Annotated in this window: 21 protein-coding genes and 1 tRNA gene; 13 read left to right on the top strand and 9 right to left on the bottom strand. The window is 67.2% G+C overall.

The window, feature by feature from the left end:
- The 3 genes from ACJ8AT_RS18440 to ACJ8AT_RS18450 form a co-directional block, all read right to left on the bottom strand.
- On the bottom strand, nt 1–1,521 hold a 1,521-nt coding region (locus ACJ8AT_RS18440), incomplete at its 3' end, for a HEAT repeat domain-containing protein (RefSeq protein ID WP_407739072.1).
- 94 nt (nt 1,522–1,615) lie between these two features.
- On the bottom strand, nt 1,616–2,002 hold the full coding sequence (locus ACJ8AT_RS18445) for a response regulator (protein ID WP_407739073.1): 387 nt from the start codon (nt 2,000–2,002) through the stop codon (nt 1,616–1,618).
- A 141-nt stretch (nt 2,003–2,143) separates the two neighbouring features.
- Nucleotides 2,144–2,968: an NRDE family protein gene (locus ACJ8AT_RS18450; RefSeq protein ID WP_407739074.1), complete on the bottom strand. Its 825-nt coding sequence runs from the start codon at nt 2,966–2,968 to the stop codon at nt 2,144–2,146.
- 111 nt (nt 2,969–3,079) lie between these two features.
- On the opposite strand from ACJ8AT_RS18450, the gene metG reads away from it, so the two are divergent.
- From metG to ACJ8AT_RS18470, 4 genes are all read left to right on the top strand, one after another.
- Complete coding sequence (gene metG / locus ACJ8AT_RS18455; RefSeq protein WP_407739075.1) at nt 3,080–5,185, top strand: methionine--tRNA ligase; 2,106 nt, start codon at nt 3,080–3,082, stop codon at nt 5,183–5,185.
- Nucleotides 5,186–5,187: 2 nt separating this feature from the next.
- Nucleotides 5,188–6,162, top strand: a complete 975-nt coding sequence (locus tag ACJ8AT_RS18460) for a HEAT repeat domain-containing protein (protein WP_407739092.1) — start codon at nt 5,188–5,190, stop codon at nt 6,160–6,162.
- Nucleotides 6,159–6,935, top strand: coding sequence for a TatD family hydrolase (locus ACJ8AT_RS18465; protein WP_407739076.1), 777 nt, complete (start codon nt 6,159–6,161; stop codon nt 6,933–6,935). The genes ACJ8AT_RS18460 and ACJ8AT_RS18465 overlap by 4 nt, the downstream gene beginning before the upstream one ends.
- 142 nt (nt 6,936–7,077) lie before the next feature.
- The gene (locus ACJ8AT_RS18470; RefSeq protein WP_407739077.1) at nt 7,078–7,404 is read left to right on the top strand and encodes a hypothetical protein; all 327 of its coding nucleotides are present in this window, start codon (nt 7,078–7,080) and stop codon (nt 7,402–7,404) included.
- Nucleotides 7,405–7,419: 15 nt separating this feature from the next.
- On the opposite strand, the gene ACJ8AT_RS18475 is transcribed toward ACJ8AT_RS18470, so the two are convergent.
- The 5 genes from ACJ8AT_RS18475 to ACJ8AT_RS18495 form a co-directional block, all read right to left on the bottom strand.
- Complete coding sequence (locus tag ACJ8AT_RS18475; RefSeq protein ID WP_407739078.1) at nt 7,420–9,378, bottom strand: HD domain-containing phosphohydrolase; 1,959 nt, start codon at nt 9,376–9,378, stop codon at nt 7,420–7,422.
- Nucleotide 9,379: 1 nt separating this feature from the next.
- The gene (locus ACJ8AT_RS18480; protein ID WP_407739079.1) at nt 9,380–10,936 is read right to left on the bottom strand and encodes a 3'-5' exoribonuclease YhaM family protein; all 1,557 of its coding nucleotides are present in this window, start codon (nt 10,934–10,936) and stop codon (nt 9,380–9,382) included.
- Nucleotides 10,937–10,982: 46 nt separating this feature from the next.
- Complete coding sequence (locus tag ACJ8AT_RS18485; protein ID WP_407739080.1) at nt 10,983–12,122, bottom strand: class I SAM-dependent rRNA methyltransferase; 1,140 nt, start codon at nt 12,120–12,122, stop codon at nt 10,983–10,985.
- Between the two features lie 127 nt (nt 12,123–12,249).
- On the bottom strand, nt 12,250–12,603 hold the full coding sequence (locus ACJ8AT_RS18490; protein ID WP_407739081.1) for a hypothetical protein: 354 nt from the start codon (nt 12,601–12,603) through the stop codon (nt 12,250–12,252).
- A gap of 38 nt (nt 12,604–12,641) precedes the next feature.
- The gene (locus ACJ8AT_RS18495) at nt 12,642–14,237 is read right to left on the bottom strand and encodes an NAD(P)/FAD-dependent oxidoreductase (RefSeq protein ID WP_407739082.1); all 1,596 of its coding nucleotides are present in this window, start codon (nt 14,235–14,237) and stop codon (nt 12,642–12,644) included.
- 308 nt (nt 14,238–14,545) lie between these two features.
- Between ACJ8AT_RS18495 and ACJ8AT_RS18500 the strand changes: the two genes are divergently transcribed.
- On the top strand, nt 14,546–14,752 hold the full coding sequence (locus ACJ8AT_RS18500; protein WP_407739083.1) for a hypothetical protein: 207 nt from the start codon (nt 14,546–14,548) through the stop codon (nt 14,750–14,752).
- 72 nt (nt 14,753–14,824) lie between these two features.
- Here the strand turns inward: ACJ8AT_RS18500 and ACJ8AT_RS18505 are convergent, their stop codons facing one another.
- Entirely contained in the window at nt 14,825–15,508 is a 684-nt protein-coding gene (locus tag ACJ8AT_RS18505; RefSeq protein WP_407739084.1) for a diacylglycerol kinase family protein, read from the bottom strand.
- A gap of 87 nt (nt 15,509–15,595) precedes the next feature.
- Here ACJ8AT_RS18505 and ACJ8AT_RS18510 point away from each other — a divergent pair, with 87 nt between their 5' ends.
- The 8 genes from ACJ8AT_RS18510 to ACJ8AT_RS18545 all read left to right on the top strand — a co-directional run bounded on the left by ACJ8AT_RS18510 (nt 15,596) and on the right by ACJ8AT_RS18545 (nt 26,034).
- Complete coding sequence (locus ACJ8AT_RS18510) at nt 15,596–18,415, top strand: N-acetylmuramoyl-L-alanine amidase (RefSeq protein ID WP_407739085.1); 2,820 nt, start codon at nt 15,596–15,598, stop codon at nt 18,413–18,415.
- A gap of 65 nt (nt 18,416–18,480) precedes the next feature.
- On the top strand, nt 18,481–19,494 hold the full coding sequence (gap, locus tag ACJ8AT_RS18515) for a type I glyceraldehyde-3-phosphate dehydrogenase (protein WP_407739086.1): 1,014 nt from the start codon (nt 18,481–18,483) through the stop codon (nt 19,492–19,494).
- Nucleotides 19,495–19,535: 41 nt separating this feature from the next.
- Nucleotides 19,536–20,726, top strand: coding sequence for a phosphoglycerate kinase (locus tag ACJ8AT_RS18520; protein ID WP_407739087.1), 1,191 nt, complete (start codon nt 19,536–19,538; stop codon nt 20,724–20,726).
- 27 nt (nt 20,727–20,753) lie between these two features.
- Nucleotides 20,754–21,524: a triose-phosphate isomerase gene (tpiA, locus tag ACJ8AT_RS18525; protein WP_407739088.1), complete on the top strand. Its 771-nt coding sequence runs from the start codon at nt 20,754–20,756 to the stop codon at nt 21,522–21,524.
- A 98-nt stretch (nt 21,525–21,622) separates the two neighbouring features.
- Entirely contained in the window at nt 21,623–22,102 is a 480-nt protein-coding gene (secG, locus tag ACJ8AT_RS18530; protein WP_407739089.1) for a preprotein translocase subunit SecG, read from the top strand.
- Nucleotides 22,103–22,178: 76 nt separating this feature from the next.
- Nucleotides 22,179–22,260: transfer RNA gene (locus ACJ8AT_RS18535), tRNA-Leu, on the top strand.
- A 284-nt stretch (nt 22,261–22,544) separates the two neighbouring features.
- On the top strand, nt 22,545–24,857 hold the full coding sequence (locus ACJ8AT_RS18540; protein ID WP_407739090.1) for a hypothetical protein: 2,313 nt from the start codon (nt 22,545–22,547) through the stop codon (nt 24,855–24,857).
- A 1-nt stretch (nt 24,858) separates the two neighbouring features.
- Nucleotides 24,859–26,034: a DNA methyltransferase gene (locus tag ACJ8AT_RS18545; RefSeq protein WP_407739091.1), complete on the top strand. Its 1,176-nt coding sequence runs from the start codon at nt 24,859–24,861 to the stop codon at nt 26,032–26,034.
- Nucleotides 26,035–26,763: the final 729 nt, after the last annotated feature.

The following is a 26,763-nucleotide window of genomic DNA, read 5'->3' on the forward strand; positions in this document are numbered from 1 at the left end:
CAGCAGCGGCGCGGTCTCCACGCGGGCCTCGAAGGGCGGTGGCTTCTGCTGCTTCAACGCCCAGAGGAGCCACTGCAGCTCCTCGGCGAGCCACGCCACCGACTGCCGATGGTCCGGGAGCCAGGTCCCCGGCTCGGCTTCGAGCAGCTCGATGTCCGCGACGCCCAGGGTGCTGAAGAGCCCTTCTTCATCCATCCACCGCTGCAGCCGGAGGATCTCCTCCTTGGCGGCCGGATCCTTCACCTTCCCGAGCCGCTCCTCCAGCAAGAGCCGCCGCAGCAGCCCCCCGAGCACGAGCGCTCGCTGGGCCACGGCCTCCGCATCAGGAGGCACCTGCTCCGTCCAGGACGCTTCGTCGTCCTCGGGGAGGGCCACCTCCTGCGTATCGCCGTCCACGCCGTCCTCTCCCTCCGGAAACTCGTGCTCGCGGGTGGCGGGCTCGGTGGGCAGCCCCTCGAAGTGATGGCCGTAGGGGGTGGCGCGCAGGGTCTCGCAGATCGCCAGGAGATCCGGCTCCATGCCCTCGGCGGCCTTGGCCATCTGGACGACGGCGCGCAGCAAGGCCTCCCGGTCCTGGCCCTTCAGCTCCGCCAGCGTGGGCAGCGCGGCCTTGGGAAACAGGGACGCGACATTCGTGAAGAACGGCCCACGCTCTGCCGGCTCCCGCTCGGACAAGAGCTGCGCCAGCTCCCGGCCCAGCTTGTCCGGGGCGCGCTGGGCGAAGGCGTCGACGATGCCGTCCACGAGATCCGGGACGAAGGGGCGGTGGCGGCCCAGCATGACGAGCAGGTCCGCCCGGAGGGCCTCATCCGCGTCCGTGTCGAGCAGCAGCTCCAGGCCGCACATCCGCAGCGCTTCGCACAGGAGCACCAGGAGCGAGGACTCCTCGTCCTCGGCCGCATCCAGCTCCTCCTGGGGCAGCTCCGCCAGCAACCGCAGGAGCTCGCGCACGGCCCGAGCCTCGTGCATGAACGGAACCGCGAGCACCGCGTCGCGGCGGGCCTCGGCGGAGGCCAGGGCGCTGAGCCACTTCGGGAACGCCCCGGACTCGCCCAGGGCGTGCAGCAGCCCCGCGGCCCAGGCCTGGCTGCGCTGGTCGCGGCCAGTGAGCAGCGGCTTCAGCAGGGGACGCACAGGGGCGGAGTCCGGCAGGGAGACCAGCATCGCCGCCGCCTCGCGCCGGACGGCCTGCTCGGGCGCTCCCAGATACGGAGGCAGCTTCTCGAGCGCGTCTCGCTCCCCCAGCTGCACCAGCCCGAACGCGGCCTGGATGCGCACCCGCGGGTCCGGATCATTCTCCAGCGCGCGGCGAAGGGCGGGCGCGTGCTCCGGGCGCTCGAGCTTCGCCAGCCCATAGGCCCCCCACCGGCGAACCGGTGCCTCCTCATCCTCGAGCGCTTGCACGAGGAAGGGCACCGCCTCGGCATCCTCCAACTCGGCGAGCTCCATCGCGGACGACACCCGCTCGTGGGCATTCTCGGAGGAGAGCTGCTGCCCCAGCTCGTGGATGGCTTCGTTCATGGGTGGGGCACTCTACCCGGGGGGGCGCAGCCGGGAGCCAGCTTCTCGATGCCTCGAGGCTCAGGAGCCCGCGTCCAGAGGGCCGGGGGAGGCCTCAGGGACTCGAGGCTGAAGGCTCTTGCTGGCCTAGCAGGCTTCTCACCCGGGAGACCAGGTGGTCGTCGTCCCAGGGCTTGCTGATGAAGTGGGAGACGGCCTGGGCCGACGAGGTGGGCGAGGTGCTCCACAGGTCCGCGTGGCCGGACAGGAGGATGCGCACGGCCCGCGGGGCCAGGCGCAGCACCTTCTCCAGCAGCTCCGCGCCGTTCATCCCCTTCATCCGGAAGTCGGAGATGACCAGATCCGGATCGAACACGGGCAGCTTCTGCAGGGCCTCTTCGCCGTTGAGCGCCACCTCCACGGCAAACCCCTCGCGCCGGAACAGCCGCCGCAGCGCGCTGGCCACCTGCACTTCGTCGTCGACGATGAGGATTTTGGCCATGAGAGGGACCCTTAGAGTGGCTAGCAAATCGTGGGCCACCATGTCTCCCTAGGAAACCCAGCGAAAATCGAGGGTCATCTGTGACTCGTGAGTCGAATGCGCCTTAAACGGGGCCTGGCGCGTTTTCCAGGGCAGTCTCAGTCAATTGTTCCATTGAGAGACAATAAGGCGGGGTCGGGGTTGACCCGGTTGGAGATCGCGGAACGCGCGCTGGCAGGGTGGGGCCTCGGAGGCGAGGAAATGCCCCACGCGGCCCGGCGCCAGGGCCAGGAGCGTCGAGGAGCGCGTCCCATAGGCCGGCGTGTGGATGCAGAGGGCCTGGAGCTGCCGGGCCTGCTCGCGAGCGAAGGGGGCGCCCGGCGGGAGCTCGGGGAGCGCTTCGTCCGGAGGTAGGTGGTGGTCGGCGAGCAGCTCCTGGAGCTTGCTGGCCAGCTCGGGCCAGGGGCGCTGGGCGTGCTTGGCCGCGAGCGCTCGGGCCCGCTCCACCTTGGGGAGCGAAGGGGTGTCGAGCACGTCGTTGGCGAGCACGTGGATGCCCGTGGGGACATCCTCCCGGATCAGCTGGGCCAGGGCGGGGCGGGCATAGGCCACGCGGAGCTGCTGGGCGTCTCCGTAGAGCAGGTTGAAGGGGTTGAAGGTGGTGGGGTCCACCGTGTCGAGGTAGCGCTCGACGGCCTCCAGGCTCCCGGCGCGGAGGGCCTCCAGGACTACCTCGCCCCTCGAGCGAGGGGCCACGCCCTGGACCATGGAGCCCCGCTGATTGGTCAGTCCCACGAAGAGGCCCGTGTCGGTGAAGCCCATCCACGTGCCTCCGCGCACGCTGTCCAGCCCGGGGACGATGATGCGGGGCAGGCCAGGGAGCACCTGGGGGCCCGAGGTCGGACGCTCGTACAGCTCATCGCGGTTGGCGGCGATGACGAGGGGCCACTCGGGGTGGACGTGGCGAAGGATCAGGATGGTGCACATCGTATCGGGTCCATAACACCGGGCTTCCCCCTGGCGCATCGGAGCCCCATTGGAATCGATGACCCCGGGCATTCGAGCGGCTACAGTCCGCCGCCCTCTAGGAGAGAGTTCATGGCGGAGAAGATCCTCGTCACCAGCGCGCTTCCCTACGCGAACGGCCCCATCCACATCGGCCACGTCGTCGAGTACGTCCAGACCGACATCTGGGTTCGCTTCCAGCGTTCCTGCGGCAAGGACGTCGTCTACTTCTGCGCGGACGACACGCACGGCACGCCCATCGAGCTGAACGCGGCCAAGCAGGGCCTCAAGCCGGAGGAGTTCGTCGGCCGCTTCTACGAGCTGCACAAGAAGGACTTCGAGGACTTCGGCATCAGCGTCGACTACTTCCACTCCACCCACTCTCCGGAGAACCGGCACTACGCCGAGCTCATCTACGGGCGGCTCAAGGAGAAGGGCGACATCGAGCGGCGCGAGATCGAGCAGACCTACTGCGAGAAGGACAAGCGCTTCCTGCCGGACCGCTTCATCAAGGGCACCTGCCCCAACTGCAAGGCGCCGGAGCAGTACGGTGACGCCTGCGAGAAGTGCGGCAAGGCCTACAGCCCCACGGACCTGATCGAGCCCAAGTGCTCGCTGTGTGGAACGCCTCCGGTCCGGAAGAACTCCACCCACCTGTTCTTCAAGCTGTCGCGGCACGAGGGGTTCCTGCGGGACCTGCTCAGGCGCCCGGGGTTCATCCACCAGGGGCTGGCCACCCAGCTCCACAGCTTCTTCGAGAAGGGGCTGGCGGACTGGGACATCAGCCGGGATGGGCCGTACTTCGGCTTCGCCATCCCGGGCGAGACGGACAAGTACTTCTACGTCTGGCTGGACGCGCCCATCGGGTACATCGCCACCACGGAGAAGTGGGCGAAGGAGACGGGCAAGGCGAAGAGCGCGCTCGACTACTGGAGCCCGGACAGCCCCTCGCGCATCGTCCACTTCATCGGCAAGGACATCGTCTACTTCCACGCGCTCTTCTGGCCCGCGGTGCTCATGGTCGCGGGCATCCACGGGCCCAACGAGCTCAAGGTCCACGGCCACCTCACCGTGAACGGCGAGAAGATGTCCAAGAGCCGCGGCACGCTGGTGCCCGCTCGCACGTACCTGGACAACCTGGACCCGAGCTACCTGCGCTTCTTCTACGCGGGGAGCCTCGGCCCGGGCCCCGAGGACTTCGATCTCAACCTCAAGGACTTCCGTCTGCGCGTGAACGGCGAGCTGGTCAACAACGTGGGCAACCTGGCCAACCGCGGGCTGACCATGCTGGCGGGTCCGCTGGAGAAGCGGCTCGCGCCGGGCCGCGAGGGGCCGGGCAAGGCGCTGGTCGAGGCCGCCCTGGCGCGTGTCCCCGAGGTGCGTGAGGCCTTCGAGAAGCTGGAGTACCGAAGCGCCATCAAGGCGATCGTCGAGATCGCCCAGTCGGCCAACGGCTTCCTCCAGACGGCGGCCCCGTGGGCGAAGATCAAGACGGATCCCGAGGCCGCTCGCGCGGATCTCTCGGACGCCGCGGACGTGGCCTACCTGCTGGGCGCGCTGCTGACGCCCGTCATTCCTCGCGTCACGGAGAAGCTCTTCGCGCAGCTCAACGCGCCGCCGCTCACCTTCGCCGCGCTGGAGAAGGCGCGCTACCCGCTGCTGGATCGCAGCCGGCCCATCGGCACGCCCGAGCCGTTGCTGCCTCGGCTCGAGGAGGACAAGGTGAACGCCTTGATTCCGCCGTCCGCCGAGCCGCAGCCCACGAAGGAGGCTCCGAAGAAGGGGGAGAAGAAGGCGGACAAGGCCGAGAAGAAGCCGGCCGAGGCGCCCACCACGCAGGCCTCGCCCGGAGCGGGCGCTGGCGCGGCTCCCGCCGAGATCGAGTACGACGACTTCGCCAAGGTGTCCCTCAAGGCGGGGAAGATCCTCGCCGCCGAGAAGGTGGCCGGGGCGGACAAGCTCCTCAAGCTCACGGTGGACCTGGGTGAGGAGTCGCCGCGCACCATCGTGTCGGGCATCGCGCTGGCGTACACGCCGGAGCAGGTGATGGGCCGCCGCGTGGTGGTGGTGACCAACCTCAAGCCTCGGAAGCTCAAGGGCATCGAGTCGCGCGGCATGCTCCTGACGGCCGAGACCGCCGAGAAGGGCCTGTCGCTGCTGGATCCGGGGGATGTGCCTGCTGGCTCGGCGGTGAAGTGAGCATCATGGACTGGCGGGCCGAGCGCGATCGGACGCTGCTCGCGCTGGAGCGGGAGACGCGCCCCCAGGCCCGCGCCGAGGCCGCGGAGTTGCTCGTCCAGATCGCGGCCGAGGATCCTTCGCGCGCCTCCGAGTTCACGGAGGTGCTCGCGCGGCTGCTCGCCGATGCTCAGGGCGAGGTCCGCCGCGCGGGCATCGGGTTGGCCACGCTCGTGCTCTCCGCCGAGGAGCTCCCCGAGATGCTCACCGCGAGGCTGGCGGACGCGGACATCGGCGTGCGCCTGGAGGCGACGGGCCGGATCGCGGATCTAGCGCTGCCGCAGCTGCGTGGCGCGCTGGCTCGGATGCTGGAGGATCCCGTGCCCGAGATCCGCTTCGAGGCCGCTCGCGGTATGGCGGCGCTGAAGCACAGCGCCGGGCTGGAGATCCTGATCGCCGCGCTGGACGACGCGGGGCTGCGCTTCCGAGCGTTGGGAGCCCTGGCGGAGCTGGGCGACGCGAAAGCCCTGCCGGCCGTGAAGAAGTTCTTCAGCGGCTGGCTCGTTCCGGCCTTCGAGCGGACCCAGGCCGCGGGAGTGCTCGCGCGGTTGGGTGAGGCCGAGGGCGTGGAGTACCTCCTGAAGCGCACGCAGAAGAAGTGGAGCGCGGACCGGGCGCTCGCCGTGGAGCTGTGCGGCGAGGTGAAGGTCCCGGGCTCCTTGGAGCGGCTGCGCTCGATTCTGCAGGACCCCAAGGACCCGTGCCGGGGGGCTGCGGCGCGTGGGCTCGGGAGGTTGGGGGATCCCCAGGCGCTGCCCTGGTTGCTGGCGCTGATGGAGGACACGGGGGCTCCGGAGGATTTCCGGCTGGACGCGGTGGATGGCGTGTGGCGGCTCGGGCTGCCCGAGGGTCAGGCGCGCGTGCGAGCGATTGCCTCCACCTTCACCTCGCCGGAAGCCCGCGAGGAGCTCGCCGAACTGTTGCAGGAGAAGCCATGAGACTCATCGACGCACACTGTCACCTCGAGCGCGCGGACTTCGCGGAGGTCAAGGCCGTGCTGGAGCGCGCGCGCGCCGCTGGGATCGTGCATGCCGTCGTGGTGGGGCAGTTCCAAGGGCCTGGAGACTGGGGCAACGCGCTGGAAGTGGCCGCGGCGCACCCGGAGTTCCTGTCGCCCACGATGGGCATCCATCCTCACGATGCCGCGCAGGCCACCGAGGAGGACTTCGCCACCCTGGAGCACACCTGCGCTCGGCCCGAGCTGCGCGCGGTAGGGGAGGCGGGCCTGGACTACTACTACGATCGCTCACCGCGAGAGGTGCAGGCGCAGGTGTTCCGGCGCCAGTGCGCCCTGGCGCGCACGTTGAGCAAGCCGCTGGTGGTGCACGTGCGGGACGCCCACGAGGACTGTGAGCTCATCCTCCGCGAGGAGGGAATCCGCCGCGGCGTCATCCACTGCTTCACCGGAGATACGGCCGCCGCGCGGCGCTACTTGGATCTGGGGTTCCACATCTCGCTGTCCGGCGTCGTCACGTACAAGAAGACGGAGGCGCTCCAGGACGCGGTGCGCTTCACGCCGCTGGATCGGCTCATGGTGGAGACGGACAGCCCGTTCCTGGCGCCCGTGCCGCACCGGGGCCGCAAGAACGAGCCCGCGCACGTGGTGGAGACCGCGCGCAAGGTGGCCGAGCTCAAGGGCGTGACGCTGGAGGAACTGGCCGCCATCACCACCGCCACCGCGGCGAGCGTGTTCAGGCTCCCGGTGGCGTAGCGCAGCGCGGGTTCTTTGCCCGACGTTCTCGCTAGGAATCACTCAACAGCGTGGCCCGCGGGGCCCGGCCGGCCCTTGTTTCCACGGGAGGGCCGCACAGATTCCCCGCGCGCGTGGCTCCCCTCGCGCACAGGAGGAGTGCATGAGTCGAGTGTTGGTCGGCGTGGCGCTGTTGGGGGCTGTACTCCTGGCCGCTTGCGGTCCCACCGTTTCGGGCGAAGAGGCTTCCACCACCACGGTGCAGCAGGGCGCTCAGGCGTGTCCCTATTTCATCCCGTACTGTCCGCCCGAGTGCCACCTGGACGAGAGCTGCCCGGCCCAGTGTCATTGCCCCGATGCGAACGGGGGATTCACCGCCTGTGGCGCGTCGCGTTGCACCAAGAACGAGTACTGCTGCGTCGGCGGTCCGGTGACGCCCGAGGGGCCTCAGTACAGCTGCCTCAAGCCGGACGAGCTCTGTCCACTGTAGTCCCCGCCGTCCTGCTCAGGCGGTCGCGGCCTTGCGCGTGGTGAGCTCCTTGGTCACCGCCGCCAGATCCTTGTCGAGGTGGGGCATCTCCAGCAGCAGCGAGTCCGGATCGAACTGGAAGTCCGCCTGCTTCAGCTTCAGGAGCGCCTGCATCGCCGCCTCGCCGGACTGGCCCGCGTAGGAGGCGAAGACGACCTTGCCGTGCTCCAGGTGCAGGGAGCCCTCGAGCGAGTGGTGGCGCAGGTGGAGCCGCCCGGACTTGTGCCCGCTGGCCAGCGTCTTGAGCAGCTCCAATTGGGGCAGCTCGTCATAGCTGCCCTGCACCATGCGCGCCGGCCCGTTGTGCAGGATGCGGTCCTCGAGGAGCTGCCGGACCGTCTCCGCCGCCTTGTCCGTGTCCGTCGCGGACACCACCGCCGTCGCGCCGGCCAGCAACAGCCGATCCCGCGAGGCATTGTCCGGCTCTCCGAGCACGATGATGGGCAGCCCGCCGCTCTCCGGCAGGCTCCGCGCGTACTGCAGCAGCGTGGTCACCTCCTGGATCCCGAAGCGCAGGCTCACCACCAGCACGTCACAGTCCCGCTGTGACATCCCGTCCAGCGCGCCGTCCAGCGAGGAGAACGCGTACACCACCAGGCCCTGGCGCAGCACCGACTCCAGCATGTCCGTGCGAATGGCCTCGTCCGACTCGGCGATGAGCACCTGGCGCCCATCCTGGACGATGCGGTGGCGCAGCAGCTCGCCGCTCTGCACCTGCCCGACGATGTCCGCCACCACCGGATCGTAGAGTACGCCCGCGTTCTTCCGCAGGTGCTCCAGGGCCTGCGCCTTGGGCAGCACCTTGCCGTGCGCGTTGGCCGGGTTCTTCATCAGGTCCAGGAAGCTGTCCACCGCTGCGAGGATGCGCGCGCCCAGCGAGATCTCCTCGCCCTTGGTGCCCAGCGCCCCCGAGCCGTCATATGCCTCGTAGATCTGCCCGAGGATCGTGTTCACCGCGGACGGCAGGCGGACGCTCTCGAAGAGCTTGATGGGCGCCCGGCACAAGCGCTTGGCCTCCGCCTTCCAGTCGGCGTTGGCGGCGTTGCTGGCCAGCGTGTAGTGGCGCTCGGAGGACTTGCCCAGATCGTGCAGGTGGGCGGCGATGGCCAGCGAGGCCAGCTCCCGGGGCGCCATGCCCATGCGCCGGCCCACGATGGAGGCCTGCCGCGCCAACTGCGCCGAGTGCCCGCGGTGGTGCGGCCGCTCCTGCTCCAGCAGCCCCACGAGGACGTTCAGCGTCTCGATGAAGTCGCTCTCGGCCACTCCCGCACGCGTGGTGCCCGTCAGGTCGCGCAGGCCCGTGGACATGCGCGACATCTGGGTGCCTGGCCCCCGGGCCCGCAAGCTGGGGTCCGTCTCCACGCGGAGCTGCAGGTTCGGGGCGAGCCGGGCCCCGCTCCCGTTGGTGTCATGGAAGCCGGAGCCTCCGGACGCATCCGCGCGCACCACCTGGGGGCCGGAGCTCTCCAGCGCGGTGAAGGCGGTGGGGTCTCCGTAGTAGTGCTTCCTGATGGCCGCGGAGATGGCGCTGCGCAGGCCTATGTAGGCGTAGACCTCGGACACGCCCGTGACGAGGGCGATCTCGTCCAGCAGCGACTTGTTCTGCGGCTCGGCCGCGACGATGGACAGCAGCTTGCGCTCTGGATCGTACGCCAGCGGCAGCACCGTCTGCGCCTCGGCCATGCGGACTGGGAGCTTGTCCAGCACCTCCGTGGGCAGCTTCGCCTTGGCCAGCTTCTCCGCGGACACGAAGCGGGTGTTGAACTCGGCGGCCAGGAAGCGCAGCAGCGCGGCCTCCTGGAGCAGGCCCAGCTCCACCAGACAGTCCCCCAGCTTGTAGCCGGTGATCTTCTGGTGCTCCAGGGCCTTCTCCACGGCCTCGGCGGTGACGAGGCCGGCCTCGATCAGGCGCTCTCCGAGCCGACGCTTCGCCATGTCACCCGTCCGTGTTGCCGTCACCTTCAGCCATCGAGGCCTCGGACTTCGCCGGGGCTTCGGAGGCGGGCGCCAACGAGGTCAGCGCGCTGAAGGGCTTGAAGGTCAGCTCCTGGGGCAGGCTGCTCGGATCGCGCGGCGGACGGGGCGGGCGATCCTCACGGGGCGGGCGCTCCTCGCGCGGCGGGCGATCCTCACGGGGCGGGCGATCCTCACGGGGCGGACGGCCCTCGCGCGGCGGGCGAGGCTCGCGCGGCGGACGCTCCTTCTCCTTGCGAGGGGCGGGCGTGGCGCCTTCCTCGGCGTTGGGGTGCGGAGCCTGCGCGCCCTGCGGTGCGCCGCCCTTGTCCTTCTTGCGGCGCTCCTCCCGAGACTTGCGGCGGGTCTCCACCGGCGACTTGCCCCGGACGGTGGGCGAGGGGCCCTTCCAGAGCTGGCGATCGTAGTGCTTGAGCGGCTCGGTCCAGCGCTCGTTCGAGTCGCGCGCCATGGCCTCCAGCCACGAGGCGATGCGCGAGTCCAGCGAGTCCAGCGAGTGGACGATGAGCGCCTCGAGCGTCATCGGCACCTTGGGCGAGCCGTACTCCAGCTGGCCGTGGTGGGCGAGCACCAGGTGGGTGAGGTGGTGCTCGAGCGCGGGCGGGAAGCCGGGGATGGCCAGGGTCTTCTCGCGGATCTTCTGCGCGGTCATCACCAGGTGGCCGACCAGCTTGCCCTCGTCGGTGTACTCGAAGCCCTTCTCCGGGGAGATCTCCGCCACCTTCATCACATCATGGAGCAGGGCGCCGGCGATCAGCAGATCCCGGTCCGCCATGGGGTAGTGGTCCGCCACGCGCAGCGTCAGCCGCAGCACGGACAGCAGGTGCTCGGCCAGCCCGCCGCGGTAGGCGTGGTGGATGCCCTTGGCGGCGGGAGCGTGCGGCAGGCCCGCGGCGATCTGCGGATCATCCAGGAACGCCAGCAGCAGCTGCTTCACGTGCGGATCGTTCACCCGCTCGGTGACGAGCTCGCGGATCAGCCCCACGTTCCGAGGCCCCGCGCCCTCGTCGCGGCCCGAGCGCTTCTCGGGGGCCTCCTCGCGCTTCTCGGCGGCCTGCTGTGGCTTGTCCTGGCCCTTGTCCTGCTTGGGCTCCTGCGCCTTGTCCTGGGGCGCGGCGGGCTCGGCGGGAGCGGGCGGGGCTGGGGGCACCTCGAACTCCTTGGGATCCAGCGGGCCCGGGTCCAGGCGCTCCAGGGCCTCGACGACGATCTGCGTCTTGCCGTGGAAGTTGATCACATGGCCCTGGATGAGGGCGTAGTCCCCCAGGTTGAAGCCGGGCTCCAGCTCGTCCACCTTCTCGAAGATGCGAGCATCCACCTCGCCGCTCTTGTCGCCGAGCGTGAGCGCGAGGAACACCTTGCCGCTGCGCGCCGTCACCTTGTTCTTCGCCGTGACGCGGAAGACAGTGTTGACGCGGTCCTTCTCCCGCAGGTCCTTCACGTAGACCTTGCGCACGGTCTCGACAGAGCCGCCCTCGGGGGCGGGCGCTGGAGTCTCAGCCGGATTGTCAGTCGTCATCGTCTGTCGAGACTAGCACCCCCGGAAGCCAGGGGTGCGTTTGAGTTCAATTCACTTCGAGTGCTACCGCGTCCAGGTAATCGGCGCTGGGAGTGTTCACGGGCGAGGGGTGGTCCGGGGGTAGGCCGAGCCGGGCCAGCCGGAAGGCCACGCGCTGCTCGCGCTCGCAGGCCTCCGCCACCAGCTCCTCGAAGGAGCCCAGGGCCAGCGGCGGGTGGTAGCCCGTCACCAGCAGCCGGCCGCCATGGCGGGTGCGCCGCAGGGCCAGCCGCAACAGCTCGATGAAGCTCTCGTGGGAGTCCGCGTCCTTGCCGTCCAGCAGCACCAGATCGAAGGTGTCCGTCACGGCCTTCAGCACCGCCAGGGTGGTGCCGGGCTCCACCTTCACCCGGCCGTAGAGCCCGTTGGCCTCGGCGTTCTCGCGCGCCAGATCCGCCGCGTCCGGGTCTCCGTCGAAGGCCAGGATCTGCCGGGCGCCGTGGAGCCCCGCGTGGACGAAGAGGCCTCCCACGTTGCAGCACGGATCCAGCACTCGCGCGTCGCGGGACAGGCGTGAGATGAAGCGGCGCAGCTCGCGCTGATCGTAGTGGTAGCCCGTGTTCCGCCCGTAGGTGAGATCCACGGTGAAGCGAGCGCTCAGCTCCAGCAGGCGGCACCACCGAGGCGGGTTGCCGTACAGCACGTGGGGCCGCTGCGGTGCCAGCCCGAGCGCCTTTCTCCGGGACGAGTCATTGCGCAGCAGCACCGACGCGGCGCCCGCCACCTCGACGATGGCGCGGGTGAGCTCCTCGATGCGCGCATCCATGGGGCGCGTGAGCGTCTGGAGGACGAAGTGGGTGTCGTACCGGTCCACGATGAGGCCGGGCAGCCCGTCGCCGTCATCGTTCACCAGTCGACAGAAGCGCGGGTCATCCACCAGCCGCGCGCGCCGCTCCAGGGCGTGGCGGATGTGGCGGGGGATGAGCCCCTCCGCGGTCTCCTCGGCGAGCCCCAGCCTTCGCACGGGGAAGGAGGCCTCCAGGTCCACGTCGCCCAACCCGAGCACCTGCCCGTCCTCATCTCGGAGCTGGACGGGCTGGCCAACCACCGGCGTGCCATCCATGGACAGGATGTCCTCTCGGCGCAGCCAGAAGGCGCCGTGCCGGAGCCTCTGCGCCGCCTCTCGAGACAGATAGGTGTTGAGCACGAGGAGTCCTCCCTTTCTCCGCTCTCCGCGGAACAGGCCCGGAGGCCGTCCAGTAGAGAACATGGGGGCTCGTGCGGTTGCTGTCGGCGGGCGCTGGGCTGCCGCGCCGCGGAGCAGGGGAGGAGGCTCAGCGCCGCTTGGTGCGGAAGGCGCTGAAGGTCACTCGCCAGAGCAGCGCGATGACGCCCAGGGAGGCCAGGAGGGCGAGCATGCCCTGGCCCCTGCGCATGAGGAGCAGGGCGCAGATGCCCAGCGCCACGGCGCCCAGGATGGTCAGCAACTGCGAGCGATTGAACGCGCTGGGAGTGGAGCGCCGGGCCCGCGCCAGGTTGGGGAGGGTGGCCGCCTTGCGCCAGAGCGTGCCGCCCTCCTCGAGCACCTCGTCCTCGGGCGCCACGAGCCCCGCGATATAGGCCTGCTCCACGTGCAGGAGGCTCTCGTACTCCAGCTCCCCCTCGGGGGTGCGTACGCGGTACCGCATGGCTCCTCTCCTCTCCGGGCGGGCTCCCCGGCCGTTCTCTAGGTCAGCTCCCCGGCAATCTGCTCAGCGATGCGCAGCCCATCAATGGCGGAGGAGACGATACCTCCCGCATAACCGCAACCTTCCCCCGCTGGGTACAGTCCGCGGAGCGACACGGACTGGAGATCCTCGCCGCGGGTGATGCGCACCGGCGAGCTGGTGCGGCTCTCGATGCCGATCAGCTTGCCCTCGTCGCTGATGAAGCCGCGCATCTTGCGCTCGAAGCCGCGCAGGGCCTGCTTGATGGACTGGGTGAGGCGCTCGGGGAAGAGGACATTGAGGTCCGTCTTGACGATGCCGGGCCGGTAGCTGGTGTCGCCCGGATCCTTTGTCAGGCGCCCGGCCAGGTAGTCCGGGATGGTCTGCGCTGGCGCGAAGAAGCGGCCTCCGCCCAGCTCATAGGCCTTCTTCTCCCAGTGGCGCTGGAACTCCAGGCCCGCCAGCGGCCCGTGGAAACCCTCGCGCTCGAAGTCCTGCACGGACACCGTGACGACGATGCCCGCGTTGGCGAACTTCGCGTTGCGGCGCGAGTTGCTCATGCCGTTGGTGCACTGCAGCCCTTCCTCGGTGGGCGTGGGCACCACGATCCCGCCCGGGCACATGCAGAACGAGTAGACGCCGCGCACCTCGCCATCCACCTCGAGGTTCTCCGCCAGCTTGTAGTCCGCCGGCGGCAGCTTGGGGTTCTTCGCCGCGTTGCCGTACTGGATGCTGTTGATCATCCCCTGCGGATGCTCCGCCCGGAAGCCGAGGGCGAACGGCTTGGCCTCGATGCTCACCCGGCCGTCCGTGGCGAAGCGCTCGTACAGCTCGCGCGCCGAGTTGCCCGGAGCCAGCACCACCCGATCACTCTCCAGCGTGCGCCCGTCCACCAGCTTCACGCCCGCCACCCGGCCGTCGCGGTAGAGCAGATCCTCCACCTTGTGCTCGAAGAGCACCTGGCAGCCCCCGGCGATCAGCATGTCCCGGATGCGCGCCACCGCGCCCGGCAGCAGATCCGAGCCGATGTGCGGCTTGCCCTCGATGAGGATGTGGTCCGGCGCGCCGTACTGCGCGAACGTCTCGATCACCTTGCGCACCATGGGGTGGTTGATGCGCGTGGAGAGCTTGCCGTCCGTATAGGCCCCGGCGCCGCCCTCGCCGAAGTTCATGTTGCTCTCGGGGTGCAGCGAGCCGTCCCGCATCAGCTTCGCCACGTCCTTGCGGCGCGTCACCACCTCGCGGCCCCGCTCCAGGAGGATGCTGCGCACCCCGCGCTCCAGCAGCCCCAGCGCGCAGAACAGGCCCGCAGGCCCCGTGCCGATGATCAGCGGCCACCTCTCGGGCTCCTTCACACGAGCGGGCGGCTCGGGCGGCGGCGGCGCCTCGCTCACGTCCGGCGGCAGGCGCCCTGGCTTGCGGCCCGGGGCCAGGTCCACCTCGAGCGTATAGATGTAGCGAGGGCTGCCCTTCTTGCGCGCATCCAGCACCGAGCGCACCACACGCACCGAGGCCACATCAGCCCGAGTGACTCCCAGCTTCTCGGCGGCCCGCTGGCCAAGCAGCTCGTCTGGCTCGTCCAGCCACAGCCCGATGTTGTTTACGCGGTACGCCATATGCGCTCGTCTCCCGGCTCTGGGGCGCATATCCCCGTCCTGGGGACAGAATGCAAGCCCTTGAAAATACGGGGGCTCCCCAGGGCTTGGGTGTGTACCCTCTTATGCACCTCTGGCCTGTAATGCCTGGGTTCTCCAGGGGGGTGCGAAGCTCCCTTCGCAGCCCCCAAGAGTCCGCCAGAGCCCCTGGTATCCCTTAACCCGCCGCAGATCATGAGGAATCCGTTGGAGGGCCGACTGCTGGCATGGGGATTGAACCCTGTAGCAGGCGAGTTGATGCAGTCCCCCCATTCTTCGGAGACACTTCCTTGAGCACCGACCAAAAGGGCCCCCGCATTCTGGCGCGCACCTTCTTCGCTCAGCTGCGTTCGAGCGGATACACCCCGCACCAGATCATTGGCATTGCCACGGAGCTGCTCGATCTGGTGACGGAGGAGCTCAAGCAGGGCGAGAAGCCGGCGGATGTTGCCCAGGTGACGACCGAGACGACGCCCGGCTTTCAGCCTCGGGTGTAGCGCTCTAGGATAGTGGCTACCTGACCCTAGCGGGCGAGCGAGCTCCGGACTGGCTTCCGGGTCTCCCGCCCCCTAGGCGCGGTAGGAGACCGGCGACGAGCCGGTTTTTTTTTGCCCGAGCGCCTCGCTGCGCCGGGTGCGCGCCGCGGCCATGGCCACGCCGAGCAGTCCGGCCGTGAGCGCGGTGAAGACGGAGCTGGCGGTGCGCAGGGCCATGAGCCCCAGCAGCGCCGCGCCGAGCACGAAGGCGGCCCAGTCCACCCAGGCGGGGCGGGAGCGGGGCAGCACGAGCAGCGTGACGCAGGCGGTGAAGGGCAGCCCGAGCGCCACCTGACGGGCGATGCGCGGCCCGCTGTTCACGACGACGTGCCAATTTGTCACGAGCAGGGCGGCGAAGATGACCACCGTGCCCAGGGCGAGCACCATGACGCCGGCGGCGGCGGCGTCCTTGGCCAGCCGGGCCTTCTCGTCGAACTGCTGGACGGCGAGATCCACCAGGTGCTCGAGGGCGCTGTTGAGGATCTCCGCGAAGAAGATGAGGAGGACGCAGAAGATGAGCGTCACCTTCTCGGCCAGGCCCAGCTCGATCCCGCTGCCCACGAGCCCCACCAGCACCGCGGAGACGAGGTGGACACGCATGTTGCGCTGGTGGATGACGGTGTGGATGAGCCCTGCCCACGCGTGGCGGAACGAGGCGATGAGGCCGGCACCGCCGCGAGGCGGGAACGAGGGTGAAGGTGGGGCAGGGGCGTTCATTAGCAGTCGAGAGAGCAGGCTAGCATTCGTGGGTCGATTTGCCGTGCTCGCGCGAGGGAGGGCATGGACCTATGGTCCGCCCCCAACATGGCACGCCTCTCATCTTTCTCTGGCTTGAGCCTGTTCTGTCTGTTGCTTCCGGCGCTCGCGAGCGCCCAGGCGCCTACCGAGCCGACGCAGGACTGTGGCCTGGAGCCGCCGGGCGCGGTGTACGTGCCGCTGCCGGAGCCCCGGCCGTACGAGGTGACTCCGGGGAGCGCCTCCGAGCCACCGCTCGTGCGCCAGGAACTCCGGGACGGGACGCGCTCGGCGCTCTCGGGCTTGCCGCAGACGCGCATGCGTGGTGGGGCGCTGTCCGGCAAGACGGTGTACCTGAGCCCCGGACATGGCTTCTACCGGGACTCGAAGCTGGGGCGCTGGGCGACGCAGCGGCCCACGACGAACGATGTCGTCGAGGATCTGATCTCCGCGGAGACGATCAGCCAGTACCTGCTGCCCATGCTGATGAGCGCGGGGGCTCGGGTGGTGCCGCTGCGCGAGCCGGACCTCAACGGGCGGATGGTCATCGTCAACAACGGGGACGCGAACTACTCGGAGACGGGGCCGGCGGAGCTCTTCAGCTCGGCGAAGGTGCCGGGCTGGGGGCCGCCGCCCTCGCCGATGGCGAACAGCGTGCTGCCCTTCAACCTGGGCGGCAGCCGGCTGATGACCGCCGCCTCGAGCGCGACGGCCTCGGCCTCCTGGGTGCCGCGCATTCCGGCGGATGGCAACTACTACGTCTACGTCTCCTACGCCGCGGACGCCACGCGAGTACCGGATGCGCACTTCGTGGTGAAGCACGCGGGCGGCGAGACCCACTTCCGCGTCAACCAGCGCCACCATGGAAGCACCTGGGTGATGCTTGGACGCTTCTACTTCAAGGCGGGCCAGGACGCGGCGAAAGGGGCGGTGCTGGCGCTCAATGACTCCACGGCGACGGGCACGGTGTCGCTCGATGTGGTGCGGATTGGCGGGGGCACCGGCTTCATCGGGGACGCGGCGATGGCGCCATTGGGGCTGCCGCGCTACCTGGAGTGCGCGCGCTACCAGACGCAGTTCAACGGCGCGCCGGCCTCGGTGTTCGCTCCGTCGGGAGTCAACGCTCTATCCAACGAGCGCAACGACGATGTGACCTCGCGCTCGCGCTTCGCGGCCTGGGACCACGAGACGGGAGAGGACGCCGTGTACGTGGCCTGGCACACCAACGCTTTTAACGGAACCATCGTGGGCACGGAGACCTACGTCTATGGCCCCAACCCCGTGGATGGCACGCTCAACTTCACGGGCGTGGCGGGCAGCGACGTCCTGGCCACCGCGATCCGGGCTGAGCTGGATCATGACTTCAAGGCGGTGGTGGATCCGAACTGGACGATGCGGAAGCTGCGCTCGGCGAACCTCGGCGAGCTGAACCCGACTCACAACCCCGAGACGCCCGCCGTGCTGCTGGAGATCGCCTACCACGATAACGCGGCGGACGCGGCGCGCTTGAAGGAGCCGGACTTCCGCCGGGTGGCGGCGCGGGCGATCCTGCAGGGGCTCATCAAGTACTGGGCCGCGAAGGACAGCAAGCCCGTGCACCTGCCGCCGGAGCCTCCCAGCGTGGTGGTCGCGCACAACGTGGCCGGGGGCTTGGAGGTGCGCTGGGCGCCTCCGGCCACGGACTCCAACGATGTCGGCGGGCACGTGGCCACGGCCTACCGGGTCTACCAGAGCGACGACGGGTGGGCCTGGGACGATGGCACGGAGACGGTCAATACCGCGCTCACCGTCAACCTCGCTGTTGGCACCACGCGCTACTTCCGGGTCGCGGCGCTCAATGAGGGCGGCGAGTCCTTCCCCTCGGACACGGTGGGCGCGCGGGTGGGCGCGGCGCCGCCGGTGCTCATCGTCAATGCCTTCGATCGGCTCGACGCGAGCATGGATCGCCCCGAGGATCTCTCGCGCTACGAGCTCGGCTCTCCACTGCGCATGCTGCTGGAGACCATGAATGACGGCTCCTCGGTCCGCCGTCATGGCGCCGCGATCGCTCGGGAAGTGCCCTTCGATAGCGCGACGAACGAGGCGCTCGCCGCGGGCCTCGTGAGCTTCACGGGCTATCGGATGGTCGACTGGTTTACCGGCCGGGGAGAAGCAGGGGGCGCGGCGCCCACTCGGGCGGAGCAGGACGCGCTGCGCGCCTTCGTCACGGCAGGCGGTCACCTGCTCTTCTCGGGCAGCAACGTGGCCTCCCGGCTCGCTGCGGGGGACGCGAACGATCAGGCGTTCCTCGCGGACATCCTCCGCGCGGCGGTAGGCAACGGCTCGTCCTCGCTGCTCGTGGAGGGGCAGCCGAACGACTGGCTCGCGGCTGCCACCGGAATCGAGCTCGACGACGGCACGCGCGGAGGCCTGGCGGTAGGGACCACGGACGTGGTCGCCCCGGCTGGCGGTACCTCCGTGCTGCGCTACTTTGGAACGGATCTGTCCGCGGGAGTCTCCTCGGCTCCCGGAGGACAGGTGCTCTTCCTGAGCGTCCCCCTGGAGGGCTTCGTCAGCCCGCTGCGGCGCGAGTACGTGCTGGGGACCTTCCTGGCGCGCACGGGCCTGCTCGCCAATGCGCCTGCAGCCCCTGGGAGCGATCCCTCGCCGCCCGATCCGGGCCCCGCCAACCAGTGGGCCGCCGCCACGGGCAAGGACCCTCGGCCGCCGGATCTCGTCCCGCCGGGCCCTCCCTACGTGGTGGACCTGCTGCCGCAGTTCTACGACAAGGCTGATACCGGCTGCGGGTGTGGAGCGGGCGCCGGTACGGGTTCTGTGGCGTGGCTGTTGCTGCTCGTTATTGGTCAGCTTCGGCGCCCTCGAAAGGAAGCACCGCATTCCGAGCGTTGACTCGGGTGCGGCGCGTGCCTACGGTCGGCCGCCCTTTCACCTTCCATCCAAGGAGACTCACAGACATGGCCACGAAGATCGGCATCAATGGGTTTGGTCGCATCGGCCGTTGTGTCCTGCGCGCGGTGCTGGCCCGCCAGGAGAAGGACATCGAGGTCGTCGCCATCAACGATCTGGACAAGCCCGCCGCCCTGGCCCACCTGTTCAAGTACGACTCCGTGCACCGCACCTGGCCGGGAGAGGTGAAGGCCCAGGAGAAGGCCATCGTCGTGGACGGCCGCACCATCACCGTCACCGCCGAGAAGGACCCGACGGCGCTGCCCTGGAAGTCCATGGGCGTGGACATCGTCCTGGAGTGCACCGGCCGCTTCACCGCGCGCGAGGGCGCCGAGAAGCACCTGACCGCGGGCGCCAAGAAGGTGATCGTCTCCGCTCCGGCCAAGGGCCCGGACATCACCATCGCCTACGGCATCAACCACGATCAGTACGATCCGAAGAAGCACCACGTGCTGTCCAACGCCTCGTGCACCACCAACTGCCTGGCGCCGGTGGCCAAGACGCTGCTGGACAACTTCGGGATTGAAAAGGGCCTGATGACGACGATCCACAGCTACACCAACGATCAGCGCGTGTTGGATCTCACGCACGACGACATGCGCCGGGCTCGCGCCGCGGGCCTGTCGATGATCCCCACCAGCACCGGCGCCGCGAAGGCGATCGGCGAGGTGCTCCCGGCGCTCAAGGGCAAGATGCACGGCCTGGCCATCCGCGTGCCCACCCCGAACGTGTCCCTGGTGGACCTGACGGTGGTGACGAGCAAGCCGACCACCGAGGCGGCGCTCAAGGAGGCGTTCAAGAAGAACGCCGAGGGCCCGCTCAAGGGCATCCTCCAGTACAGCGAGGAGCTGACGGTCTCCATCGACTACAACGGCAACCCGCACTCGGCGATCTTCGACGCCACCAACGCCTTCGTCATGGGTGACAACATGGTGAAGGTGATGGCCTGGTACGACAACGAGTGGGGCTTCTCCAACCGTATGGTGGACACCAGCAAGTTCCTGGCGGCCAAGGGCTTCTAGTCCGTTCGCACCGGGGCGTACCGAGAGGGGAGACCGAGAGAATGATCCGCTACATCGATGACCTGCAGCTGACGGGCAAGCGCGTCTTCATCCGCGTGGACTTCAACGTCCCGCTGGAGGGCAAGCGCGTCACCGACGACACCCGTATCCGAGAGGCGCTGCCCACCATCCGCCGCGCGTTGGACATGGGTGGCAAGGTCATCCTCGCCTCCCACCTCGGGCGCCCCAAGGCGGGGCCGGACCCGAAGCTCTCGCTGGAGCCCGCGGCCACGCGGCTGGCGGAGCTGCTCGGGCCCAAGCACGAGGTCATCCTCGCGGACGACTGCGTGGGTGACGCGGTGAAGAAGCAGGTGAAGGAGCTGAAGGACGGGCAGGTGCTGGTGCTGGAGAACCTGCGCTTCCACAAGGAGGAGGAGGCCAACGACGAGGCCTTCGCGCGCGAGCTGGCGTCCCTGGCGGACGTGTACGTGAACGACGCGTTCGGCACCGCGCACCGCGCCCACGCCTCCACCGCGGGCATGGTCCCCTTCGTGAAGGAGAAGGCGGCCGGCCTGCTGATGAAGAAGGAGATCGAGTACCTGGGCCGCGTGCTGAAGAACCCGGAGAAGCCCTTCGTGGCCATCCTGGGCGGCGCCAAGGTGAGCGACAAGATCAAAGTCATCGAGAACCTGCTGCCCAAGGTGGACGCGCTGCTGATCGGCGGCGCCATGGCGTACACCTTCCTCAAGGTGCAGGGCGCCGAGGTGGGCAAGAGCCGGGTGGAGGAGGACAAGCTGGCGCTGGCCACGAAGATCCTGGACGCGGCCCAGCGGCTGAAGACGCCCATTGTCCTGCCGGTGGATCACGTGGTGGGCACCGAGCCCTCGGAGAAGAGCAGCAAGCAGGAGACGGCGGACCGCAACATCCCGAAGGACATGATGGGCTTGGACATCGGCCCGAAGACGCGGGCCCAGTTCACCCAGCACATCCGCAACGCGAAGACGGTGGTGTGGAACGGCCCCATGGGCCTGTTCGAGGTGGACAAGTTCGCCGAGGGCACGCGCGTGGTGGCCGACGCCATGGCCAACAACCGCGGCGCGGTGACGGTGATCGGCGGCGGGGACAGCGCGGCGGCCGTGCAGCAGATGGGCTACGGGGACAAGATGAGCCACGTGTCCACGGGCGGTGGTGCGTCGCTCGAGTTCCTCGAGGGCATTGCCCTGCCAGGCATCAAGGCGCTGGAGACGAAGTAGCCCCGTCCGTATGGACCAGGAGAGACCATGGCCGCCGAGCCGCGCCGGAAGATCATCGCTGGCAACTGGAAGATGAATAAGACCGTGACCGAGGCGCTCGCGCTGGTGCGAGAGCTTCGGGGCATGGTGTCGATGCTGCGGGACAAGGTGGAGATCGTCGTCGCTCCGCCCTTCGTGTCGCTGCACCCGGTGGCCAAGGCCATCGAGGACTCGAACCTGAAGCTGGCGGGGCAGAACTGCCACTGGGAGGGCTCGGGGGCGTTCACCGGAGAGGTGTCCGCGCCGATGCTCAAGGAGGCGGGCTGCTCGTATGTGATCCTCGGGCACTCCGAGCGCCGGCAGTTCTTCGGCGAGACGGACGAGACGGTGAACAAGCGCGCGCAGGCGGTGCTGAAGGCGGGCCTGGTGCCCATCCTCTGCGTGGGCGAGACGCTGTCCGAGCGCGAGGCGGGCCGCACGCTGGAGGTGGTGGAGCGGCAGGTGAAGGGCGGCCTGGCGGGCTTCAGCGCGGCGGACGTGGCGAGGTTCGTGCTGGCCTACGAGCCGGTGTGGGCCATCGGCACGGGCCGCACGGCCACCAGCGCCCAGGCGCAGGAGGTCCACGCGGCCATCCGCTCGCAGCTGGGGCGGCTGTACGACGGGGGGACGGCCGAGCAGGTGCGCATCCAGTACGGCGGCAGCGTGAAGCCGGACAACGCCGCGGAATTGCTGGGGCAGAAGGACGTAGACGGGGCGCTTGTGGGTGGGGCGAGCCTGAAGGCGGGCGACTTCGCGGCCATCGTCAAGGCGGGCGCCTGAGGGCGGGAAGGGCGGGGGGCCGGAAGAAGTTGTCACCCCCGTGTCCGGTTGTGTAGGGTGCGCGTCCCTTCCATTTTTGAGCGTTTGAAAGAGAAGCCATGCTGACCTTCGTCACGATCGTGCACGTCCTGCTGTGCGTGTTCATGATCTTCGTCATCCTCCTGCAGCCCGGTAAGGACGCGGGCATGGGCTCGGCCCTTGGTGGCGGAGCGGCCACGAGCGCGTTCGGCGGCCGGGGCGCGGTGACGTTCCTGAGCAAGCTGACCGGCGCCTGCGCGGCGCTGTTCTTCCTCACCTCGCTGGGCCTGTCGTTCGTGGGGATGAAGACCTCGGTGGCGGCGGGTGCCGCGAAGAAGAAGCCGGCGGCCACGGCTCCGGCGACTCCGGGCGCGCCGGGCACGACGACTGGGGCGACGAACGCGGCCGGGGCTCAGGCGCCCGCGCCTGCGGGGACGGGGGCTCCGGCGAGCGTGGAGCAGCCGCGCGAGACGCCGGTGCCTGCGCCGGGTGCTGCTCCGGCCAACCCGGCTCCGACGGGCGTGGCTCCGTCAGGGACGGCTCCGGCTCCGAAGCCGTAGGAAGAAAGAGGGGCGCGCAGCGGTTGAAAACCGTTGCGTGAGCCAAGGCGGTCCGGTAGATGGGCCGCGTAGAAACGCCCAGGTGGTGGAACTGGTAGACACACCATCTTGAGGGGGTGGCGCCGAAAGGTGTGCGGGTTCGAATCCCGCCCTGGGCACTAGGAAAGCTCCTGAAGGTTCAGGGGCTTTTCTTTTTTGTGCATACGAGCTCGTCGGAATCAGGGGGCTGACCACGCTGTGGCGCGTCGGACCAGCGTGGAGCTCAATATCCGTCACGTCCAAGTCCGCTTGAGGCCTCTACGGCCATCCGCCTTCGCAATGCTGAGAGGTGCTCGCTTGACGACTTCATGAGGCCAAGCCGAGTAGAGGATCTGGCTTCGTGGGCTGCTCCCTACTAAACACGCGCATCGTTTAAAAGACTGCAATCGAAGAGGGAGCGCAAATGAAGAAGGTAGTCGCGACACTTCTTGCGGAGTTGGCGTATTGCAGGCGGCTGTCCGACGCGCGCCGCATCGTCAGCACCCTTGAGAAGGAGCATGGCTTCACGTGGCGAGCCGTGGGAGATCGCGAGGGTAACTTCGGTACCATCAACATCACCTCCAACCCTGGTAACGCGCTGGTCGAGCGCGTGACAAACGCGATCGACGCAGTGATCGAACGAGAGGCCGCCAGGGCTTTGGCCAAGGCTCGCCCCAAACGGCTCCCAGCTAACCCGCGGGAAGCTGTCGAAGAGTGGTTCCATGTCCGAGCTGGACGGCTGTATCACCTTCCGGCTGTCTCCGGAAAAGACCAGAAGAAAGGACTATCTCGGCAGCGGCTCGCGGAGCAGATCCTCGTGAGTGTCACCGACAGCGGAGTGAAGAAGCATCCAAACCTTGAGGTTCGCGACTTCGGGATAGGGCTTACTGCGTCAGCAGTGCCCAGGACTATTCTGGGGCTGAACGAGAACAACAAGATCGACAAGCCCTACTTGGCTGGGGCGTTTGGGCAGGGCGGCTCCACAGCACTTGCATACTCGCCTCATGGCTCGCTCATCGTTACGCGGCGGCAGCCGGACCTGCTGGGGCCAGGCGAGAGGGATCTCGTTGCGGTCACCTTTATTCGGTTCAATGAGCTCAATCCTGAGCGGAACAAGAACGGGCGATTCGAATACCTTGTTACACCTACCAATGAGGTTCCTTCGATCGAACTTTCCAACTTTCAACCAGGTACGAGCTGCGTGCATCTTGAGATGCAGATCCCGCAGTTTAGCCAACGCACGACCCAGCCCACTGGGAGCCTGTGGTGGCTGCTGCAGAATGCGCTGTTCGACCCCGTATTGCCCTTCACTCTCGAAGAGCGTCGTGCGTCAATGTTAGAAGAGGGGAAAAAGTCGGATCCTAGGACGATCTCAGGGAACTTTACCCGGCTGATGGAAGACAAGCGGGACAAGGTTGAGCACAGTCATAGTGTCGACGTAACGGTTCGCCATGAAGATCAGGAAGCGACCGTCAAGGTGAACTACTGGGTATTGAAGGCGCCTGACGATGGTCGCGATATTCCTGTGGTTGCTTACGTTGACAGATATGAGCCGGTTGCCTTTACGTTCAACGGGCAGACGCATGGCACTGAGGATCGGCGTTTTGTGAAGGAGGAACTCCGTCTCCCATATCTGACGGATTACCTGATCATCCAAATTGAACTCGATCACCTTTCGGGACAAGCACGACGCGCTCTTGTGACGTCAACGAGAGAGGCACTAAAGAAAGCTGGCCTCTACGACGAACTCCTACAGGAGATTGCAGCGGCGCTCGCGGATGATGAGGCCCTCGGCGAACTTAATGAGAAGCGCAAGGAGCGCCTTCTCTCGCGCCACTCTGAAGCTGAGCGCGAGAAAATGAAGCAGAGGTTCGCTCGGTTGATGGAGAAGTTCCGAGCGGGCATCGACACGACAGCCTCTGGCAAAGGAAGCTCAGGCTCGGGCCGGCCACCATCGAAGGCAGGAACCCGCCAGCAGCTCGATCCACTGCCAACCAAAGATCACCCTACGTTCATTAAGATTGGAAACTCGCAGAAGCCGATCCCGATCCGCGTTGATCGTCACGCGATTCTTCGCTTGGAGAGTGACGCGCCGGACATGTACCTGCGGGACAACAGGCAGGCGAAGCTCGCTCTGGCTTTTGAGCCGGAAGGGCTCCTTACTGAAGTGAGCCGCTCGGATTTCGTAGGGGGCAGGGCACGCATTTCGCTGAGGCCTACCGAACGGGCAACTCCGGGGACTAATGGCTCGCTGTCAATTTTTCTCTTCACCCCGGACGAGAAGCGTTTCTCGGACAAGGTGAAGTTCCGGCTGCTCCCAGCAGAAGAGGCAGAAACGGCTGGTTCGCAAAGCCGAGCAAAGGTTCAGGTGCCAGAGCCGATCGCAGTCTATCGCGACGAATGGCTTCGGCACCGCTGGGATGAGACGAGCGTTGCGAAGGTGGAGGACTCGGGAAGCGAGACTCAAATCTTCATAAACGTGGAGAACCGGCACTTGGCTCGTTTGCTTCAAACCGGTGCATACCAGGAGATTGGGATTACACGGATGAGGAATAACTTTCTCCTTTACACGGCCTTCTACGCTTGGACCCATCACGTGGCGACCAAGGAGGTACATGGCACTGGTCTCAGCGGGAAGGAGTACGAAGACTACAAGGAGAAAGAACTTGACCGGGTAGCGCAAACGGTCGTTTTCGCGATCTCTTCTTCCAGCCAACAGAAAGAGGAAGAGGACTGACATGGGAAAGAGCGGTCGTCATCCCATTCATAGTATGTGCAGCTATCTTGGCTGCTTTCCCCCTGAAGTTCCGCGACGCGTTCTTGAAAAATATGTGCCGGAGCGGGGCTTGGTCGTTGATCCGTTCTGCGGGTCTGGCACCACGCTTGTTGAAGCCCAGTTGAGCAAGCGAAAGTGTATTGGGGTAGATCTCAATCCACTGGCTATAGCGATCGCGACTGCTAAGGTTCAGCGAGTTGAGGTTGATGCAGTGAAGGCACGCCTTCGGGAACTTGCCCGAGGCTTCGGGGGAGATGCTGACACAGAAGCGGTCCCCGACGATGTCCGGATCATCTTTCATCCCCGGACGCTGGCGCAGTTAGTCCATCTTCAGGGAGCATTAGACCTATCTCGTCCTGAGGACCTCTTCCTGCGCGGGGCATTGCTGGGGATCATGCACGGTAAGCACCGCAAGGATGGTGGTACGGCGTACCTCTCAATTGACATGCCTAACACCTTCAGCATGTCGCCTGAATATGTGCGGAAGTTTGTCCGCAGACATCGGCTTCACCAGCCTCCAGTAGATGTATTTGTGAAACTGAAGGAGAGGGTAGAGTGGCTTCTTCGAGATGGCCCGCTGCCTGAAGGTTCGTCTGCAGCGGTCGTTCAGGGCGATGCCACTCGCTTAGCCGATCTGCTGAAGAGGCTCGAAGTCGAGCAGGTGGATGCCGTGGTAACTTCGCCTCCCTATCTCGGCGTTCTGCGCTATGGGGCCTTCAACTGGATACGGTTGTGGTTCCTTGGTTACCAGCCAGCAGCAGTCGATCGGACGCTGGACGGCACTGACTCGCTCGACCGTTACCTAGCATTCATGACGAGCTTTCTGATGGGAGCCTCCAAAGTACTCAAACAAGGAGCTCCACTGATCTTGGTAATTGGGGATGTTAAGGAGTTTGGCTCGGAAGTTAGGCTGGCTGAGAGGGTCTGGGAAGAACTCAAAGAGCTTGTGCCTTTTGAGTTTGAAAATTTGATGGAGGACCGCTTCGACGAGGGAGCCAAAACCACGCGTATTTGGGGGGAAGAGAGGAAGGGGCGCGCTACTCCAATGGATCGAATACTCGTACTTCGGAAGAAAAGGGGCCAAGCGGCTCGTTCGCGGACCCCTGTGGCTTTAGTGCCTCGTGATTCGGGCCGTTGACTTTCATGGCAGCGGATGGCGACCTGCGCGGACGGTTGAGCCAGACTATGCCAACTCCAGAGCAGATTGCCTGTACGAAGGTCGTCGTTCGTTGGTACCTCTCCACATACTTCCGGGCCTGTGACGAGCCTGGAACGCTGGCAACTTTCGCAAACAGAAAGATCGTGGGTAGCTTTGCGATCAATGCTGATGCAATTCGCGCGAATGAGCCCACCGCCCTCTTCAAGTTGTTGATCGCGACGATCATGTTTCAGAGACGCCGGGACGTCGTTGTCCACGCCCTTATGCGGAACCTAAGACCACATGAGGTTAGGGAACTGTCTTCTCAGCGTGTGTTATTAGACCTCGCTCGGTCGAACTTCTGTCGACACTCGGCCACGCGAGAGGCACTGCAGAGCCACTGCGATCTACGCAAGACGAGCTCTGGGATGCCAACATGCTCGGTTCCGCACTCAGAGGACTGTTATCTCAAGCCTGAGGCATCCCCTCATTTTGCGAGCAGGCAGGCAAGCGTTGACTGGGCCGTCTGATGCAATAAGTAGGGTGTAGCGGCCACTACTTGACCGGTGAGGTCATCGGCCATCAACGAGGAGCAGGTTCGTACCTTCCTGGAGGGGTTGTTCGGGGAGGATTTGCACGCCAAGCGAGTGCTGTCGCTGACGCTGGCGACGCTGGGAGTGGTCCACGCGGCCAGTCTGTCGGTGTACGCCATCGGGCAGGCGGTGGCGC

The sequence above is a fragment of the Hyalangium sp. genome, assembly GCF_045802625.1.
Lineage (GTDB): Bacteria > Myxococcota > Myxococcia > Myxococcales > Myxococcaceae > Hyalangium.

Bases quoted from the DNA above. Each gene is read 5' to 3' on its own strand.
- ACJ8AT_RS18445 (WP_407739073.1), bottom strand. From the start codon at position 2,002: ATGGCCAAAATCCTCATCGTCGACGACGAAGTGCAGGTGGCCAGCGCG.
- ACJ8AT_RS18450 (WP_407739074.1), bottom strand. From the start codon at position 2,968: ATGTGCACCATCCTGATCCTTCGCCACGTCCACCCCGAGTGGCCCCTC.
- metG (WP_407739075.1), top strand. From the start codon at position 3,080: ATGGCGGAGAAGATCCTCGTCACCAGCGCGCTTCCCTACGCGAACGGC.
- ACJ8AT_RS18465 (WP_407739076.1), top strand. From the start codon at position 6,159: ATGAGACTCATCGACGCACACTGTCACCTCGAGCGCGCGGACTTCGCG.
- ACJ8AT_RS18470 (WP_407739077.1), top strand. From the start codon at position 7,078: ATGAGTCGAGTGTTGGTCGGCGTGGCGCTGTTGGGGGCTGTACTCCTG.
- ACJ8AT_RS18475 (WP_407739078.1), bottom strand. From the start codon at position 9,378: ATGGCGAAGCGTCGGCTCGGAGAGCGCCTGATCGAGGCCGGCCTCGTC.
- ACJ8AT_RS18480 (WP_407739079.1), bottom strand. From the start codon at position 10,936: ATGACGACTGACAATCCGGCTGAGACTCCAGCGCCCGCCCCCGAGGGC.
- ACJ8AT_RS18490 (WP_407739081.1), bottom strand. From the start codon at position 12,603: ATGCGGTACCGCGTACGCACCCCCGAGGGGGAGCTGGAGTACGAGAGC.
- ACJ8AT_RS18495 (WP_407739082.1), bottom strand. From the start codon at position 14,237: ATGGCGTACCGCGTAAACAACATCGGGCTGTGGCTGGACGAGCCAGAC.
- ACJ8AT_RS18505 (WP_407739084.1), bottom strand. From the start codon at position 15,508: ATGAACGCCCCTGCCCCACCTTCACCCTCGTTCCCGCCTCGCGGCGGT.
- ACJ8AT_RS18510 (WP_407739085.1), top strand. From the start codon at position 15,596: ATGGCACGCCTCTCATCTTTCTCTGGCTTGAGCCTGTTCTGTCTGTTG.
- gap (WP_407739086.1), top strand. From the start codon at position 18,481: ATGGCCACGAAGATCGGCATCAATGGGTTTGGTCGCATCGGCCGTTGT.
- ACJ8AT_RS18520 (WP_407739087.1), top strand. From the start codon at position 19,536: ATGATCCGCTACATCGATGACCTGCAGCTGACGGGCAAGCGCGTCTTC.
- tpiA (WP_407739088.1), top strand. From the start codon at position 20,754: ATGGCCGCCGAGCCGCGCCGGAAGATCATCGCTGGCAACTGGAAGATG.
- secG (WP_407739089.1), top strand. From the start codon at position 21,623: ATGCTGACCTTCGTCACGATCGTGCACGTCCTGCTGTGCGTGTTCATG.
- ACJ8AT_RS18540 (WP_407739090.1), top strand. From the start codon at position 22,545: ATGAAGAAGGTAGTCGCGACACTTCTTGCGGAGTTGGCGTATTGCAGG.
- ACJ8AT_RS18545 (WP_407739091.1), top strand. From the start codon at position 24,859: ATGGGAAAGAGCGGTCGTCATCCCATTCATAGTATGTGCAGCTATCTT.